Below are 15,498 nucleotides of genomic sequence, written 5' to 3'. Positions count from 1 at the left end.
TCACCCCTCCTGTCCCCTGGCGGCTAGGACGGCCTCGACCTCGGCCGTGGTCGGCATGGCACTGGAGCACTCGAGCCGGGAAGCGACGATGGCCCCGGCCACGTTGGCGAACCGCAGGATGCGGCGCAGCCCCCACCCGTTGAGCAGGCCGTGGACCAGCGCACCGCCGAAGGCGTCACCCGCGCCGAGGCCGTTGACGACCGTCACGGGGAACGGCGGTACTTCGACGCGCTCGTCGGCGGTCGCGGCCAGGACTCCCTTGGGGCCCTGCTTGACGATGGCGAGCTCCACCCCGCGCTCGAGCAGGGCGTCCGCCGCGCGCTGAGGTTCGGTCTCGCCGACCGCGACCTCGCATTCCTCGCGGTTTCCGACCGCGACGGTGACGTGCTCCAGTGCCTTGGCGACCTGGCCGCCGGCCTCGGCCGGGTGCGGCCAGAACATCGGCCGGTAGTCGAGGTCGAGGACGGTGTGCGACCGGCGGCCGCGGGCCTGCCACGCGGCGAGGTGCGCTGAGCGCGACGGCTCCTGGGACAGCCCGGTGACGGTGGCCCAGAAGACCCGGGCCGCGCGGATCGCGTCTAGCGGGAGTTCCTCCGCCTCGATCATCAGGTCCGGGGCGATCGGATAGCGGTAGAAGTACAGCGGGAAGTCGTCCGGGGGGAAGATCTCGCAGAAGGTGACCGGCGTCGGGAGGCCGTCGACCTCGGCGACGAACCCGTCGTCGACGCCGAAGTCACGCAGCTCGCGGTGGATGTAGCGACCGAACGGATCGCGGCCGGTACGCGTGATGAGCGCCGCCCGCCGTCCGTGCCGCGCCGCGGCCACGGCTACGTTGGTGGCGCTCCCGCCCAGAAACTTCTCGAAGCGCTTGACGTCCTCGAGGCCCACACCGTGGTCGAGCGGGTAGATGTCCACCCCGCACCGACCCATCGTCACCAGGTCGTACCCCGCCGTGTCGCCTGCGGCCGCCACCATCGTCAGGCCTCCGCCGCGCTCGGTCCCGCCACGGGTCCCGCCACGGCCGGTTCGCCAGCCACGGCGAGCAGGTGCTCGATGCTCGCCCGTACGTCGGCCACCGGGTCCGGTCCCGCGGACCCGGTGGCCGGCGCGCCGGCCAGGATGCAGTCCTGCTCGAGGACGTACCATCCCGCGTACCCGCTGTCCTCAAGGGCCGTCACGATCGCCTTGACATCGACGTCACCCTGACCGAGCGGGACGTACATGCCACCGGCCACGGCTTCGGTGTAGCTCACCTCGCCGGACTGCACGCGCCGGGCCCAGCCGATCCGGACGTCCTTGAGATGGGCGTGCGCGATCCGCCTCGGGTTCTGCTGCGCCACCGCGACCGGGTCGCCGCCGCCGATGTGCAGGTGCCCGGTGTCGAGGCACAGGCCGATGCGGCTCCCGGCGAGCACCCGGGCGGTCTCCTCGCCGCTCTCGACCATCGTGCCGACATGCGGGTGCAGGGTGGAGACGAGTCCGCGGGCGGATGCGGCCTCGGTGATGCGGTCAAGGTTGCCCAGGAGGGTCGACCAGCCGGACTCGTCGAGGACCGGGCGCTCGTCGTAGCCCTCCTGACCCGTTGCAGCGGCGATGACCACCGTAGATGCGCCGGCTGCGACCAGACCGGCCATCGCGCGTTCGACCTCCGGTAGCGGGTCGTGGCCCGGGTCGTGCAGGACGACGGGGACGAACTGCCCCACCGCCTTCAGGCCGTACCCGCCCAGGGTCGCGGCTTTGGCCGCGGGCTCGTCAGGCAGGAAGCCCTCCGGTCCGAACTCGGTGGCGGCCAGACCGAGTTCGCGCATCTGGCGCAGCACGACGGCAGGTTCCAGCTGGTAGCTCCAGCCAGGAACCTCGCAGACGCCCCACGAGATTGGCGCCCCGGCGATGCGGTCGGACACCGGGCTGCGGCCGGCTGCTGGCGGCGTGGGTTCCGCGCTGACAGCGGTCATGGCCTCAGATTTCCCTTGATCTCGGAGAGCGCGACGGGCCGGCGCTCCGCCCGGGACAGCTCGCAGGCCTCAGCGACACGGAAGGCCTCGAGTGCGTCACGGACCGTGCAGGGCGAGGGCCGCTCGCCGCGGGCGACGTCCGCGAAGGCGGTGAGCTCGGCCTGGTACGCCGGAAGAAAGCGCTCCATGAAGGACCACTTCCGGGGGCCCCGGGGAAAGTCGACCCCCTCCTCGGCGGACCCCATCGCCAGCGAGTGGTCCAGCCCGACCGCGAGCGTGCCCTTCTCGCCGAACACCTCCATGCGCACGTCGTGGCCGCCGCCGTTGTAGCGGGTCGCAGAGACGAGGACAATCGTCCCGTCGTCCAGAGTCAGCAGGGCGGCGCCGGTGTCCACGTCCCCGGCCTCGGAGAAGAAGTCGGCCCCCTTGTTCGCACCCGTCGCATAGACGGAGGCCACCTCCTGCCCGGTGACGAACCGGAGAATGTCAAAGTCGTGCACGTTGCAGTCGCGGAAGATCCCGCCGGAGGTCGGGATGTATGACGGGTGCGGCGGCGACTGGTCGTGGGTGTTGGCCCGGATGGTGTGAATGAAACCCAGCTCGCCGGACTCCACCGCGCGCCGCGCACGCTGGTAGCCGACGTCGAAGCGTCGCTGGAAGCCGATGTGCACCGGCACTCCGCTGGCCGCGACGAGGTCGGTCAGCGCGATGGTCTCGTCGAGGGTGGCCGCGACGGGCTTCTCGCAGAAGGTCGGCACCCCGGCGGCGATCCCCTGCCACAGCAGCGGGGCGTGCCCGGGGGTGGCCGTCGCGATCACGAAACCGTCGACGCCCGAGGCGAGCAGCGCCTCGGAATCCGCGACCACCTCCACACCGAGCTCCTCGGCGAGGGCCCGGGCAGCCTCCACGTTGCTGTCGGTCACCACGAGCTCGTCGACAAAGTCGAGGCCTACCAGGGTCCGGGCATGGAAGACCCCGATCCTCCCCACACCCGCGAGCCCGATGCGCATATGAATCATCCAATCCACGACTTCGGTGGCTGCCGTTGCGGGCAGCTGGTTCCCGCCGCTGGCCGTGGGATGTAGCGTGCCCGTAACGTCAATGTCTCGTCAAGACTTTGTCCTGACATCTTCACGTAACGTCAAACTCGGCTTTCGGAGTAGAGTGCCGGCCATGGCCATCCGATTGGGCGTGACGATCGACCGGTCCTCTCCGGTGCCCCTGTACCACCAGCTCGCGGAGCAGCTCTGCGCCGCGATCCGCAGTGGTCAGCTGCAGCCCGGCGATCCATTCGAGAACGAGATCGCGCTTGCCGAGCGACTCAACCTGTCACGGCCGACGGTGCGTCGGGCCATCCAGGAACTGGTCAGCCAGGGCCTGCTGCTGCGCCGGCGCGGACTCGGCACCACGGTCGCCAACCGCAAGGTGCACCGGCGCGCCGAACTCACCAGCCTCTACGACGACCTCAAGCGCGACGCGGGCCGACCCACGACCACCGTTCTCCAGCATGAACTGGTGCGGGACAAGCGCGTGGCGGCGGCGCTCGATCTGCCCGCCGACGCCGAACTGCTCTCGATCGTCCGCCTGCGGTTCTCCGACAACCGCCCGCTGGCCATCCTGCGCAACTGGCTACCACCGTCGTGCGCCGACATCACCCGGGAGCAGCTCGAGGCGCAGGGCCTGTACGCCCTGCTACGCGATCGTGGCGTGCGGCCGGTCGTCGCGCACCAGACGATCGGGGCACGCACGCCGATCGCGGCCGAACGGCGGCACCTTGGGCTGAAGCCGTCCGAGCCCGTGCTCACCATGACGCGCAGCGCGTTCGACTCGGCAGGCAACCCGGTGGAGTACGGCGACCACTGCTACCGAGCTCAGGACTACAGCATCGAGGTCATGATCGACGAGCGGTGACGCGGGACGACGCCCATGGCCGGGTCGACCGGCCGCCCCTAGGCAGCGATGATCTACAAGCACTGAGCCTCCCCCGGTTTTCCGGACAGGATGCTTCCAGCCTTACAGGGAGCAGCGCAGCCCGACCGCTTCTGCCTTCTCTCGGGATCACCCCCGGTCACTCGCCCATATCACCGCAGGTCAGGCAGCTCGTCGCCTTCCCGGCCAGGTGAGCACTTAGGACGTCGACCTGCCCGCGGTCGGCGTCTCCGCAGACCCGCCACTATTTGGCGAAGATCTGCGACTCGTCCCGGAACGCCTTGAACTCCATGGCATTGCCGGCTGGATCGCGGAGGAACATCGTCCACTGCTCCCCCGGCTCGCGGGCGAACCGCAGGTACGGCTCGATGACGAACTCGGTGCCGGCGGCGCGAATCCGGTCCGCCAGGGTGTGGAAGTCGTCGATCGACAGGATGAGTCCGAAGTGCGGCACCGGTACGTCGTGCCCGTCGACGGGGTTGCGGCCCGCGTCAGCCTCCCGCGCCGCCGGTACGACGTGGGTCACCACCTGGTGGCCGTAGAAGTTCCAGTCGACCCAGGCGTCGGCCGAGCGCCCCTCGGCGAGCCCGAGTACGCCGCCGTAGAAGGCGCGGGCCCGCGCCAGATCATCAACCGGAATCGCGAGGTGGAACCCGGGACGGGTCGTCATCATCTGCTCCTTCTCGTAACCGGCGCGCCCGTTCGGACGCTCCCCTTGCTTGGAGGGTGTAGCAGCGGCCCTCCCCCAACCACAGTGAGGCGTGGCCCTTCCTTATACACAGGGTGGAACCGGAATGCACAAGGCTGAACCGCACCGGTGTGCCCGGGCCTAGGCGCCAGCGGCAGGTCATCCGGGTGCACCACCCCGATCACCGAATAGCCGCCCATGGCGGGATGGTCGGCGAGGAAGATCACCGGCGTGCCGGCGGCCGGGACCTGTACGGCACCGAGGACGACGCCCTCGCTACGCCGTTCCGCCGAAATCCGGCGGAGCAGGGCGGAGCCGTCCAGCCGAATCCCGACCCGGCTGCGCAACGTGGTGACCACGCAGCGACCGGTGGCGAGGATCCCGGGGCGCGTCGCGGTGAACCAGTCGGTGCGGGGGCCAAGCAGCACCCGCACCGTCACCTCCTGAGGTGCCGCAGACGTGCGCTCTACCCATGCGTCCCGTTGCCCGGAAGGGCACCCCGATGTGGTGTGATCTGGGCTTGACCCGTTTCGACGGACAGGGTCGGTGGGTTGATCTCACGCTACCTTGCTGGCTGGTAGCGGGTTAATCGCGCCGGCTTCATACTCGGCGGGGCTGAGGTAGCCGAGGCTGGAGTGCCGGCGGCGGGTGTTGTACCAGCTGTCAAGCCCCGGGTTTGATGGAGAGTTGGTTAGCTGGTTTTCAGGGGTGCGGTGACCGGCTGGGTCATCGCGTGTAGTGCCTCGTGTTCGGCGGGTGGGATGTGCCCGAGCTCGCCGTGCAAGCGGCGGTTGTTGTACCAGTCGATGTATTCGACGGTGGCCATCTCCAGGTCGTCGAGTCCGCGCCACGGGCCCTTGTTGCGCACGAGTTCGGCCTTGTACAGGGAGTTGAACGCCTCGGCCATCGCGTTGTCGTACGAGTCGCCCTTGGACCCGACGGAGGCGACGCCGCCAGCCTCGGCCAGCCGCTGGCTGTAGCGAATCGCTCGATACTGGGCGGATTCAACCGGTCGTCGCAACACCTTGTCGGAGAGAGGTGGAGCGATGGGCAGTGGGCCGAGGCAGAAGCAGGTTCGGGAGTATCGGGGTCAAATCCCCTCGCCGGGACGGCCGACGGTGGCGTGGCGTGAGGACCGGGTCAAGTTCTGGGCTGCGATCCGATCGGGTGTGATGACCGAGGACGCGGCCGCGGCGGCTGGCGTGTCCTCGCCGGTGGGGTTCCGCTGGTTCCGGCACGCTGGCGGCGTGAATCCTGCGTTGCCGCCGACGGTGTCGGGCCGCTATTTGTCGTTCAGCGAACGAGAGGACATCGCGCTGTCGCGGGCGCAGGGCCTGGGCGTTCGGGAGATCGCACGCCGGCTCGGCCGAGACCCGTCGACGATCTCGCGGGAGTTGCGGCGCAACGCCTCGACCAGGACGTACCGGTTGGACTACAAGGCTTCGACCGCGCAGTGGCATGCGGAACGTCGAGCCCGGCGGCCGAAGACAGCGAAGCTGCTGGCCAATGAGCGGCTCCGGCAGTACGTCCAGCAGCGGCTTGCGGGTGCGATCCAGACAGCGGATGGCCGGCCGGTCACCGGCCCGCAGGGCCCGCAGTGGAAGGGCCGGAACAAACCCCACCGGGCCGATCGGGCATGGACGACCGGGTGGAGCCCGGAGCAGATCTCCCGCAGGCTCAGGGCCGAGTTCCCGGAGGATGAGTCCATGCGCATCAGCCATGAGGCGATCTACCAGGCGCTCTATGTCCAGAGCCGTGGCGCCCTCAAGCGCGAGCTCGTCGCCTGCTTGCGGACCGGTCGGGCGCTTCGCGTTCCCCGAGCCCACGCGAAGCAACGCGCATGGGCGCACGTCACGAGTGACACGCTGATCAGTGAACGGCCCGCTGAAGTCACCGACCGTGCCGTCCCCGGGCACTGGGAAGGGGATCTGATCATCGGGTTGCAGCGCTCCGCGATCGGGACACTGGTCGAGCGGACCACGAGGTTCACGATGCTGGTCCACCTGCCTCGTGAGGCCGGCTGGGGTGTGATCCCGCGGACGAAGAACGGTCCTGCTCTCGCCGGCTATGGGGCGATCACGATGAGCAAAGCCCTCGCCGAGACGATCACTCAACTGCCCGAGCAGCTGCGCCGGTCGCTGACGTGGGACCGCGGCAAGGAGTTGTCTGCGCACGCACGCTTCACGGTCGAGACCGGCGTCCCGGTGTTCTTCGCCGACCCGCACAGCCCCTGGCAACGCGGCACCAACGAGAACACCAACGGGCTGCTGCGGCAGTACTTTCCGAAAGGCACCGACCTGTCTCGATGGAGCGCCGACGAGATCAACGCCGTCGCCCATGCGCTCAACAGCCGGCCCCCGAAAACTCTCGGCTGGAAGACCCCAGCCGAAGTCCTTGACGAACACCTACGATCGCTCCAGCAACCCGGTGTTGCGACCACCGGTTGAATCCGCCCTGGACTCCCCGGTCGGAATGATGAACGAGTCCGCCCAGGTCAGCGCCTTGATTCTCGCGGCGCCAGATCGCCATCTTCAACGCGTCGAGAGCCAGGTCGGTGTAGAGCGACGTGGACACCTGCCAGCCGACGATCATGCGGGAGTGCACGTCGAGGACGAACGCGGCGTACACCCAGCCCACGCTGGTGCGCACGTAGGTCAGGTCGGCGACCCACAGCTGGTTCGGGCCGGCTGCGGTGAAGTCCCGTTTGACCAGGTCAGCAGGGCGGCTGGTCTCGGCCGCCGGCCGGGTCGTGCGCGGTGACTTGTCGCGCAGCAGCCCACGCAGCCCGGACTCACGCATCAGCCGCTCGACGGTGCACCGGGCCACCCGAACACCACGGCGGTGCAGCTCGTGCCAGATCTTGCGGGCCCCGTAGACGCCGTAGTTCTCCGCGTGGATCCGCTCGATCACCGCGGTCAGCTCCTCATCGCGTCGCGAGCGGGCGCTGGCGGGACGGGTCTTGGCGGCGTAGTAGGTCGACGGTGCGATCTGTGCCGGCGTGTCTTCGAGCGCCTGCAGGACCGGCTGGACACCGTGTCGCTCCCGCTGGGAGTCGACGAACTCGACCTTCATCGCGACGGACGGTCCAACTCCGCCGCGAAGAAAGACGCCGCGGACTTCAGGATCTGGTTCGCCCGCCGCAGCTCACGCACCTCCCGTTCCAACGCGGCGAGGCGTTCCGCGTCGCTGCTGGTGGTGCCCGGCCGGTCACCGCCGTCGGTCTCGGCCTTCTTCACCCACGTGCGCAACGCCTCCGGATGAACCCCGAGCTGACCAGCGATCCGCCGGATCGCCCCGACCGCGGACGCCGGATCCCGACGGGCCTCGACGGCCAACCGCGTCGCACGCTCACGCAGCTCATCGTTGTACTTCTTTGGTGCGGGCATCGCTGGTGTTCCTCCCGGGTTTCGATGTCTCCATCAAACCCGGTGCGGAACAACCAGCCCTCCCACGTGTTGATGTAGGTGATGTCACCGCACCAGCGGGTGTCGATCGCGGCCGGGTCGGTGCCGAAGTCACGGTTGACCAGGTCAGGACGCGCCTCGGCGGCCGGATCCGCAACGGTGGTGGTGCGCCATCGGCGCGGGCACTTGCCGCGGATCCCGACGGCACGCATCAGCCGGGCCACGCGTTTACGGCCGTGCCGGTGCCCTCGCGCGGCGAGTTCGGCATGCACTCGTGGCGCGCCGTAAGTGCCCTTCGACACCTGATGCACCGCGGTGATCTGCTCGGTCAGCGCCTGGTCGACGCGCTCGCGCTGCGACTGCTCGCCACGGGTGTGCTGATAGTAGGCGGACCGGGAGACCTTCAACAGCTCGCACGCACGCTTGACGTTGCGCCGGCCGACCTGCTCCGCCTCGATGAACGGGTACACGTTCACCGGGTCTCCTTCGCGAAGAAAGCCGTTGCCCGCTTGAGGATCTCGACATCCTCGCGCAGCCGGCGGTTCTCCCGCCGCAGCTGCGCCAACTCCTCCCGCTCGTCGCTGGTCAACCCGTCACTGCGCGTCCCGGCGTCGAGCTCAGCCTGCTTCACCCACTCCCGCACGGCGGTCTCGGTCAGGTCGAAATCCTTCGACACCTGCCCGACCGTGCGGTCCCCACGCCGGCACAACTCCACGATCTCCGCCTTGAACTCCGGCGTGGCAGACCGGCGAGGCCGAGGCCGCTTCTTCCCCATGCTCTCCATGATGCTGGACATCCTCCCGGAGCCCACCAGGCTCCTGATCTCAGATGTCCGTCAAAGCGGGTCAGGCCCAGTTCCGTAGGCGCGAATGACAAACAGCCCAGCAAGCAGGACCCCAGCGGCCACCCGCTGGGGTCCCCTTATGCGCTGGTCGAGCACTCCGAATGCCCACAGCCTTGCTCGCCGCACCTCAGCCGGCTTCACCAACCAGGGTCAACTCTCTCAGCGGGTGTTAGTTGATGCCCTTGCTGAGCGCCGGCCAGAGGCGCGACCCCAACACCGGCTTGGCCGTGTCCGCAGCGAGGCGCTCGCCGGATACCGCGCCACGGTCCCGTGGCCCGCCCGACCGCCCGATGGCTGTCGAGGTGATAGCGCAGATGGGCCATCGGGCAGCGGGAATCGCCTGGGGCGGGCGAAACGATCAGTCGTTGCCGTAGTCGAAGTCGTCTCGGAGGAACTTCTCGCCGCCTCGGAAAGGGACGCAACCTCCTCCCAGCCCTCGTAACGACTTTCGCTATAAGCAATCGGTCGAAGACGAGGAATCCCGGCCGCCTGGACCTGCGCGGGATTCCCTAGATGAAAGCCGATGTAAAGACAGTCAGATCGACAGTCTGCCCAGGCTCGTGGCTCGGCTCGCTGGCCACGATTGCCCCTCCGATTCGGCGAGGAGCAATTCCCATTCCTTCTCCAGGGCTTCATTTATTCGATGGTCGCGGGCAACGGCTTCTTTGAACCAGGCGATGGTGGCGGGCCCCATGGCCAGAATCTGGTTGTAGTTGAGGGCGGCCGGGTTCATGCCAAACACCAGCCCGGTCTTGAGAAGCGTGCCTGAGGTGGCGATGGAGTGCCCGAGCAGCAGCATGGAGGTGAGTTTGGCATGCTCCAGCTTCCGTTGCGCTGCCGTACCACCGGTGGCATAGCTCTTGAGAAGCCAGTACCCGCGGATGATCGCGGACACGACGCCAGGAGGGATGCCCATCGTGAAGAAATGGCGCAGGTCGTAGCCGTTCATATACATGTAGCGGGCGACCTCGGTCCAGGGCACCTTGACACCGGAGGGGTCCAATGCGAACGGGGAACCAACCTGTCCGAGCTGAAGCAGGCTGAAGAACGGGGGCTGCAGGCCGGCAGGAGTGTAGACGTCCGAGAGCAGATGGCGCACCTGGGTGATGAGCGCGGTGATCAGGTCGACCGGGTCGTAGTCGGTGGCGACCTGGACCAGTTGCCCTGCCTTGTCGATGTAGGTGCCGGTGCCGTGCATGAGATCTGCCACGCCGAAGAGGAAACCCAGGGCCGGATCGTGGCCGAGGCTCTGGAGCCGATGGGTATCCGGCGACATGCCGCTGACCAGGCCCCCGGTGGCCCACGTGGTGGAGGCGTCAAAGGGCACTTTGGCCAGCTTCTCGAACCTCTTGAAGAATCGGGCATGGATGTCTTGAGCCCGATCCTTGTCCTGGAGCCACTTGGTGAGGGGCGATCCCGTCTGCTTTTTGCCTAGGAAGGTGGAATCCTGGGGGATGCGGACGAGGATGACGTCAAGGAGGGTCGCGAGGACTCCGGCAACCAGGACGACCGTCCAGTCGGTCTCGTCCCAGCTGACGTCGCCATGTTCCTCGGCGTAGCTGCGCAGGCTGCGAGCTATCTGGCCGGCGGGAAGAACCTGCTGAAGCGGGTCCCGGGTCAGATCGATACCCAACAGATCCAACCGGGCTTCGGCAAGCCTGACGAGCTGATCGAAGTCGCCATCAGTCGGGACGATGGGCACGGCGTAACGGCGGTAGCTCGATGTCTCGACACTCACGGTGGCCACTGCGCTCGACTGGGACTCTTGAGCTGGTACGAGGACGCCCATTGCTTGGAGACGGGCGCGCACCGCGTCGAACTCGGACTCGACCGAGTCCAAGGTGTCGGTGACGCGAAGTTCGCGTTCGAGGACATCCTTGAGGTCGAATTCCACCTGGTCGAACAGGCCCCGCAGTTCGGTCAGCGTGACGGCCTGGTAAGCCAGGACCGCGGCAGCAGCCGAAAGCTGGTCACCCGACACTGAGCGGCTCCCGCCGTTCGAAGGCCTCCTGACTGTTCTGCAGATTCACCAGGGCCAGCTGAAAGGCGGCCAACTCATCCCTGAGCGTGGCGAGTCGCTCCTCGTTCCTCGTGGTCTGGGTGAGGTAGGCCTCCATCCGGTGACCGAGCCCCGCGATGTCGTCGGTGAGCTCGGCCATCGCCTGCTGGTGATTCTTGATGACTTGCTGAATCAGATGCTCCCGCCGATTCTCTCGTTCACGCTCGTTGGTGGCCAGCACCCAACGCGCCCCCTGATGGACCGCGACCCCGAGAATCACCACGGTGCCGATCCCGGTGGCCATCGCGCTCAAGCCCAGCAAGCCGCCGAACCCCAAGGCCGCCAAACCCGAGGTGATTCCCGCCCCGCTGAGACCGGAGACGCTGCCAGCAAGACTGATCGCGGCGATCGGGGCACCGAACGCAGCCGCCTTGGCAGCAATGTCCTTGGTGGTGGTCTCCAACTGGCTGGTCGTGATCTTGCCGGAAGCGAAGTCCTCTTCCGTAATCACGAACCGTTCGGTCGCCTCCACGACCTTGTCAGCTGACTCGGCGAACACGAGTCCTGCGACCAGCACGATTCGCTCACGCTCGGCGTCCGCAGCATGCCTGTCAGCACGCGAAATCCGCACCAGATCGCGCACCAGCACCGTGAACACCGGCTCGCGCTGATCCTCCTCGAGGAGGTCGTGCAATTCCCTGGACAGCTCCACCGTGGCGTCGGGCACCCCTGCGTCGCTCGCTGCATCCCGTTGCGCCCCAGTGATTTCCCTGCGCAACTCCGCGCGCGCCTCGCCGTCGAGACCAATCGTCGATGCGAACAAGTACAGATTCGCGATCTCCCGAGGATCGAGGAGGCCGTCGACCAGCGCCAAGCTCACCAACACCCGGCAATAGAGCAACTTCCCGTCAACGCTGAGCGCGGACAAGTCGCCGAAATTAGCGGGATTGCGGGACGACCACGCCGACAGGCCGTCCTTCACATCTTCGACCTTCGCCTGCACCTGCTCGGCGGACTGCTTCACAATCTCCTGGGCATCGCCAGCAGCATCAGCGACACGCTGCCACGCGGCGCTCGTGCTGTCGGCAACCATCCGTCCAGCGGCGTCAGCAACGCCCTTCAGCCGTCCAAGCCCAACTGCACGAAGGTCCATCGCATCCCTTTCACGTCTTTGGCGCGAGGCTATCTGTAGCCACCGACAAGGCGACATCCTCCCGGCGACCCGTAGTCGTAGCCGTCCGGTTGCCAGCGTCGCTGGGTGCGGGTCGGTGAGGCTCTGGGCGGATGGGGTGTCACCCCTTGAGCCTGGATCGTCGGACCGCTGCGTCGTAGCAGGTGCCATCGCGCCACGGTTACAAGGTCGATCTGACCACCGAGAAGCGCCCTCGGCATCCACAGATGCTGATCCGAGATTGGGGTTTTTCTGGGCAGAGGTTGAGGCCGACGGCTGTCGCGAGGTCTCCCACGCCGATAGGCAGATCAGGACCAGGCCGCAGGACGCCCGTTGACTAGCGGGGCCACACGATCTCGCCGCGCCGCTCTACTGGGTCTATGAGCACTACCCCCTTCGCCGCGAGCCTGCGGGCGCTCTCCGTACGCCCGGCACTCAGCCTCGATCCACCGATGAATGTCGGGTCGGCGGGACCCCGGAGATAGAAAGTGCCCTCTGAGCTGGAAGGATAGGAGTTCTCACGCTTCTATCGCTCGAGAGGGCACCTCGCAGGTGAGATTACGCCATGACGCGCCGGTGGTGCGCGCCTCGTTCGATGATCCGAATCTAGTGTCGTGTGCCGGCCTCGTTCCGGTGATGCGTCTGGCTCAGCAGGCCCGGCTGCACGACGCGGTCACCGACCGGGTGCGGCTACCGACGGACAAGGGCGCCAACCCTGCCGGGAAGGTCGCCACGATCGTGGCCGGGATGCTCGCCGGCGCGGACAGCATCGACGACCTCGACATCGCCCGGCACGGTGGCATGCGCTCGCTGTTCACCGGTGTGTACGCGCCGTCGACGCTCGGGGCCTTCCTGCGCACGTTCACCCACGGACACGTACGGCAGCTGCAGGCCGCCGCCCGTGACACCCTGATCGGCCTGGCCAGCCGGGCACCGATCCTTGCCGGCGCCGACGTGCTGACCTTTGTGGACATCGACTCGATGCTGCGCCGTGTCTACGGCAAGCAGAAGCAGGGCATCGGGTTCGGCCACACCAAGGTCGGCGGCTACAACGTCTACCTACGCGGCTACAACCCCCTGGTCGCCACGCTGTCCACACCGCTGTCGGCGCCGGTGATCGCCGCGACCAGGCTACGTTCGGGTAACGCCGGCTCGGCCCGCGGCGCGGCGAGCATGATCGCCGAAGCGATCACCACCGCCCGATCGTGCGGCGCGTCCGGGGAGATCGTGGTCCGGGCCGACTCGGCGTTCTACGCCAAGGCCGTGATCACCACGTGCCGGCGCCGCAACGTCAGGTTCTCGGTCACCTGCCGCATCGACGCGAAGATCCGCGCCGCATGCGACAGCATCACCGACGACCAATGGGTCGACATCAAGTACCCGCAGGCCGTCTGGGACGAAGACACCGGGCGGTGGATCTCCGACGCGCAGATCGCCGAAACCACATACACCGCGTTCGCCGGCACCCGGCACCAGGTGACCGCCCGGCTGATCGTGCGCCGCATCCGCCGCGACGACCCGGCACAGATCCCCGGCCAAGACGAACTGCTGCCGACCTACCGGTATCACGCCGTGTTCACCGACAGCCCGTTCACGCTCGTGCAGGCCGAAGCCCAGCACCGCGCACACGCGATCATCGAACAGGTCAACGCCGACCTGATCGCCGGTCCGCTCGCCCACCTGCCCTCCGGCCGATTCAGCGCCAACGACGCCTGGCTGACCTGCGCCGCGATCGCCTACAACCTCACCCGCACCGCCGGGCACCTGGCCGCAGGCGCCCACGCCACCGCCCGGCCCGCCACGATCCGCACCCGGATCATCAACGTCGCGGCCCGCCTCGCGCACCGGGCCCGCACCATCCACCTGCACCTACCCGACCACTGGCCCTGGCAAGCAGCGTTCGACAACCTGTTCACCGCCGTCCAAACCGCACCCGGCTGACCACACCCACCAGCAGAACCGGGCGGCCCGACCACAGGCCACAATCCCCATTCATCGCACAAACACGACCGGAGCAAGCCGACCAACGATCGGCGGCTCCCACACACCCGCCGACTCACCCCTATATCGAAAATGATCAACCAGTGATCGCCGCCAACCGCGTCGGTGGATCAAGGCTAAGCCGGCTGAGCCGCCTCCATTTCCGCCGCCCGGGCAGGTCCTGCCGGTGCAGCCGCGGTTCCCGGGCGTGCTGCCGCCGGTGTGGAATCTGGCCCGCCGCAACCCGGCGTTCACCGGCCGCGACGGCATGCTCAACCGGCTGCACGACACGTTGTGCGCCATCCTGCGCGACACGGATCCGCGCAGCCATGCGCACCGCACCGCCGTCGCCGAACTCCTGGTCGCTGCCCGGCCCGAACCCCGAAATCACCGGCGCTGGGCCGAACTGCTACCGCACATCCTCGCGTGCGAACCGGCCACAACCGACGACGACGGTTTGCGCCGGATGACTCTCGACGCCATCCGCGCGCTATTTGGAGGCCGGTCCGAGGCCAATCTCGACCTGGTGCGCGAGCTACACGGCGCCTGGGTCAAACGACACGGACGCGACGACTTGGTCGCGATCGACGCGGCCACCCTACTCGCCGACATACATCGAGACCTTGAGCTACGCGTACTGGACGACGACAGCCTCGCCCGGCTACGCCGTTTTCGCGGCGCAGATCATCTCGATACTGTGCGATCTGCCGGCTACCTCGCGATCGACCTTTACAAACTGGGGTATTACGAGAAGGCACGGTTCCTCGACGAGGACAGTCTCCCCCGCTTCCAGCGCACTCTTGGCGACGACCACCCGAGCAGTCTGACCATCTTGACCAACCTGGCGAACGACTACTTCACACTCGGCCTGTACGAGCGAGCCCGGGCGCTGCACGAGGAAGCCCTCGCAAGCTGGCGCCGAATCCACGGCGACCGCCACGTCGAAACCCTCGACAACGCCTGGTTCCTCGCCGGTGATTTGCTGGAGCTAGGCCACCACGACGAGGCCGTGTCTCTCTATTGGGACACCTTCAGAGTCCTCTGTATCGTCGACGGGCTCGCCGGCTACCGTACCGGCGCCGCACAGAGCATGCTAGTAGGCATCCTTCGTCGACTCGGTCGGCACGATGAGGCTGAAAAACTGCGCTCACGATTTCTTGGGCCGGGCCTTATCTGATCCGTCGTCCTGACCCTGCCCCTGCCGAAAACTCCATCCGCCCTGTTGAGGACCGGTGTGTGGGTGTCGGAGACGTTGGCCCGGTTGCTGGGCGCTGAGCCCGGGCGTAGCTGGTGATCGATGCGGCATGATGGACTGCCGTGCTGCTGCGACTGGCGTACCTGGGCGTGACGAATGCGTTCGCGGTGCTGCGACTGCTGCCGATGAGCGACTGGGACAAGGACCAATGCCGCGTAGCCTAAGTTGATCATGGTGTTGGGTGGGTATCCGGGGGTCTGCGGCGTGGCGGGATGACGCCGATGGTCCTGACCGTTTTGATCACGGGTCATGGCGGCGGATGTGGTGGGTCGT

The 15,498-nt window shown here is 67.6% G+C and carries 14 protein-coding genes and 2 pseudogenes; 4 read left to right on the top strand and 12 right to left on the bottom strand.

Translation table 11 applies throughout. The features are described from left to right. From iolC to DKT69_RS22570, 3 genes are read right to left on the bottom strand one after another with little or no spacing between them, the layout of a single operon-like run. Positions 1-975 carry a 5-dehydro-2-deoxygluconokinase gene (iolC, locus tag DKT69_RS22580; RefSeq protein WP_109803513.1) on the bottom strand — a complete coding sequence of 325 codons (975 nt, stop codon included), beginning with the start codon at positions 973-975 and terminating at the stop codon, positions 1-3. Positions 976-977: 2 nt separating this feature from the next. Next, positions 978-1,955 (bottom strand): sugar phosphate isomerase/epimerase family protein, encoded by a 978-nt coding sequence (locus DKT69_RS22575; RefSeq protein ID WP_109803512.1) that lies wholly within the window; start codon positions 1,953-1,955, stop codon positions 978-980. After that, positions 1,952-2,965, bottom strand: coding sequence for a Gfo/Idh/MocA family protein (locus DKT69_RS22570; RefSeq protein WP_109803511.1), 1,014 nt, complete (start codon positions 2,963-2,965; stop codon positions 1,952-1,954). The genes DKT69_RS22575 and DKT69_RS22570 overlap by 4 nt, the downstream gene beginning before the upstream one ends. 163 nt (positions 2,966-3,128) lie before the next feature. Here DKT69_RS22570 and DKT69_RS22565 point away from each other — a divergent pair, with 163 nt between their 5' ends. Further along, the gene (locus DKT69_RS22565) at positions 3,129-3,866 is read left to right on the top strand and encodes a GntR family transcriptional regulator (RefSeq protein WP_109803510.1); all 738 of its coding nucleotides are present in this window, start codon (positions 3,129-3,131) and stop codon (positions 3,864-3,866) included. Between the two features lie 262 nt (positions 3,867-4,128). Here DKT69_RS22565 and DKT69_RS22560 read toward each other — a convergent pair whose 3' ends face one another. The 3 genes and pseudogenes from DKT69_RS22560 to DKT69_RS22550 form a co-directional block, all read right to left on the bottom strand. Continuing rightward, entirely contained in the window at positions 4,129-4,554 is a 426-nt protein-coding gene (locus DKT69_RS22560; protein ID WP_109803509.1) for a VOC family protein, read from the bottom strand. Next, positions 4,554-5,030, bottom strand: a pseudogene (locus DKT69_RS41190) (5-oxoprolinase subunit C family protein); the annotation flags it as partial. The gene DKT69_RS22560 and the pseudogene DKT69_RS41190, both read right to left, overlap by 1 nt. A 233-nt stretch (positions 5,031-5,263) precedes the next feature. Beyond that, positions 5,264-5,569: pseudogene (locus DKT69_RS22550) on the bottom strand (integrase core domain-containing protein); the annotation flags it as partial. A 49-nt stretch (positions 5,570-5,618) separates the two neighbouring features. Here DKT69_RS22550 and DKT69_RS22545 point away from each other — a divergent pair. Beyond that, on the top strand, positions 5,619-7,019 hold the full coding sequence (locus DKT69_RS22545; RefSeq protein WP_109803506.1) for an IS30 family transposase: 1,401 nt from the start codon (positions 5,619-5,621) through the stop codon (positions 7,017-7,019). Here the strand turns inward: DKT69_RS22545 and DKT69_RS22540 are convergent. The 6 genes from DKT69_RS22540 to DKT69_RS22515 form a co-directional block, all read right to left on the bottom strand. Then, complete coding sequence (locus DKT69_RS22540; protein ID WP_109803505.1) at positions 6,916-7,644, bottom strand: IS3 family transposase; 729 nt, start codon at positions 7,642-7,644, stop codon at positions 6,916-6,918. The genes DKT69_RS22545 and DKT69_RS22540 overlap by 104 nt on opposite strands. Next, positions 7,641-7,907, bottom strand: coding sequence for a transposase (locus DKT69_RS39105; protein WP_236648167.1), 267 nt, complete (start codon positions 7,905-7,907; stop codon positions 7,641-7,643). Before DKT69_RS39105 ends, DKT69_RS22540 begins: the two co-directional genes overlap by 4 nt. Next, a complete protein-coding gene (locus DKT69_RS37865) occupies positions 7,805-8,452 on the bottom strand; it encodes an IS3 family transposase (RefSeq protein WP_146231179.1) in 648 nt (215 codons plus the stop codon). The genes DKT69_RS39105 and DKT69_RS37865 overlap by 103 nt, the downstream gene beginning before the upstream one ends. Beyond that, the gene (locus DKT69_RS22525) at positions 8,449-8,751 is read right to left on the bottom strand and encodes a transposase (protein ID WP_161557926.1); all 303 of its coding nucleotides are present in this window, start codon (positions 8,749-8,751) and stop codon (positions 8,449-8,451) included. The genes DKT69_RS37865 and DKT69_RS22525 overlap by 4 nt, the downstream gene beginning before the upstream one ends. 604 nt (positions 8,752-9,355) lie before the next feature. Further along, positions 9,356-10,801, bottom strand: coding sequence for a hypothetical protein (locus DKT69_RS22520; RefSeq protein ID WP_109803502.1), 1,446 nt, complete (start codon positions 10,799-10,801; stop codon positions 9,356-9,358). After that, positions 10,791-11,972, bottom strand: a complete 1,182-nt coding sequence (locus tag DKT69_RS22515; protein ID WP_109803501.1) for a tellurite resistance TerB family protein — start codon at positions 11,970-11,972, stop codon at positions 10,791-10,793. The genes DKT69_RS22520 and DKT69_RS22515 overlap by 11 nt, the downstream gene beginning before the upstream one ends. A gap of 570 nt (positions 11,973-12,542) precedes the next feature. Here DKT69_RS22515 and DKT69_RS22510 point away from each other — a divergent pair. Both DKT69_RS22510 and DKT69_RS22505 read left to right on the top strand, forming a co-directional pair. Then, positions 12,543-13,931, top strand: a complete 1,389-nt coding sequence (locus DKT69_RS22510; RefSeq protein ID WP_109803500.1) for an IS1380 family transposase — start codon at positions 12,543-12,545, stop codon at positions 13,929-13,931. 226 nt (positions 13,932-14,157) lie between these two features. Then, positions 14,158-15,147: a tetratricopeptide repeat protein gene (locus DKT69_RS22505; protein WP_109803499.1), complete on the top strand. Its 990-nt coding sequence runs from the start codon at positions 14,158-14,160 to the stop codon at positions 15,145-15,147. The last annotated feature ends 351 nt before the right edge of the window (positions 15,148-15,498 follow it).

This window comes from Micromonospora sicca (genome assembly GCF_003172935.1).
Classification (GTDB): Bacteria; Actinomycetota; Actinomycetes; order Mycobacteriales; family Micromonosporaceae; genus Micromonospora; species Micromonospora sicca.
This window is presented reverse-complemented; position numbering and strand designations above follow the sequence as displayed.

What these genes read in the sequence shown, in the direction of transcription:
- iolC (WP_109803513.1), bottom strand. Translation starts at nt 975, where the DNA reads ATGGTGGCGGCCGCAGGCGACACGGCGGGGTACGACCTGGTGACGATG.
- DKT69_RS22545 (WP_109803506.1), top strand. Translation starts at nt 5,619, where the DNA reads ATGGGCAGTGGGCCGAGGCAGAAGCAGGTTCGGGAGTATCGGGGTCAA.
- DKT69_RS22570 (WP_109803511.1), bottom strand. Translation starts at nt 2,965, where the DNA reads ATGCGCATCGGGCTCGCGGGTGTGGGGAGGATCGGGGTCTTCCATGCC.
- DKT69_RS22515 (WP_109803501.1), bottom strand. Translation starts at nt 11,972, where the DNA reads ATGGACCTTCGTGCAGTTGGGCTTGGACGGCTGAAGGGCGTTGCTGAC.
- DKT69_RS22540 (WP_109803505.1), bottom strand. Translation starts at nt 7,644, where the DNA reads ATGAAGGTCGAGTTCGTCGACTCCCAGCGGGAGCGACACGGTGTCCAG.
- DKT69_RS22575 (WP_109803512.1), bottom strand. Translation starts at nt 1,955, where the DNA reads ATGACCGCTGTCAGCGCGGAACCCACGCCGCCAGCAGCCGGCCGCAGC.
- DKT69_RS22565 (WP_109803510.1), top strand. Translation starts at nt 3,129, where the DNA reads ATGGCCATCCGATTGGGCGTGACGATCGACCGGTCCTCTCCGGTGCCC.
- DKT69_RS22525 (WP_161557926.1), bottom strand. Translation starts at nt 8,751, where the DNA reads ATGGGGAAGAAGCGGCCTCGGCCTCGCCGGTCTGCCACGCCGGAGTTC.
- DKT69_RS22560 (WP_109803509.1), bottom strand. Translation starts at nt 4,554, where the DNA reads ATGACGACCCGTCCCGGGTTCCACCTCGCGATTCCGGTTGATGATCTG.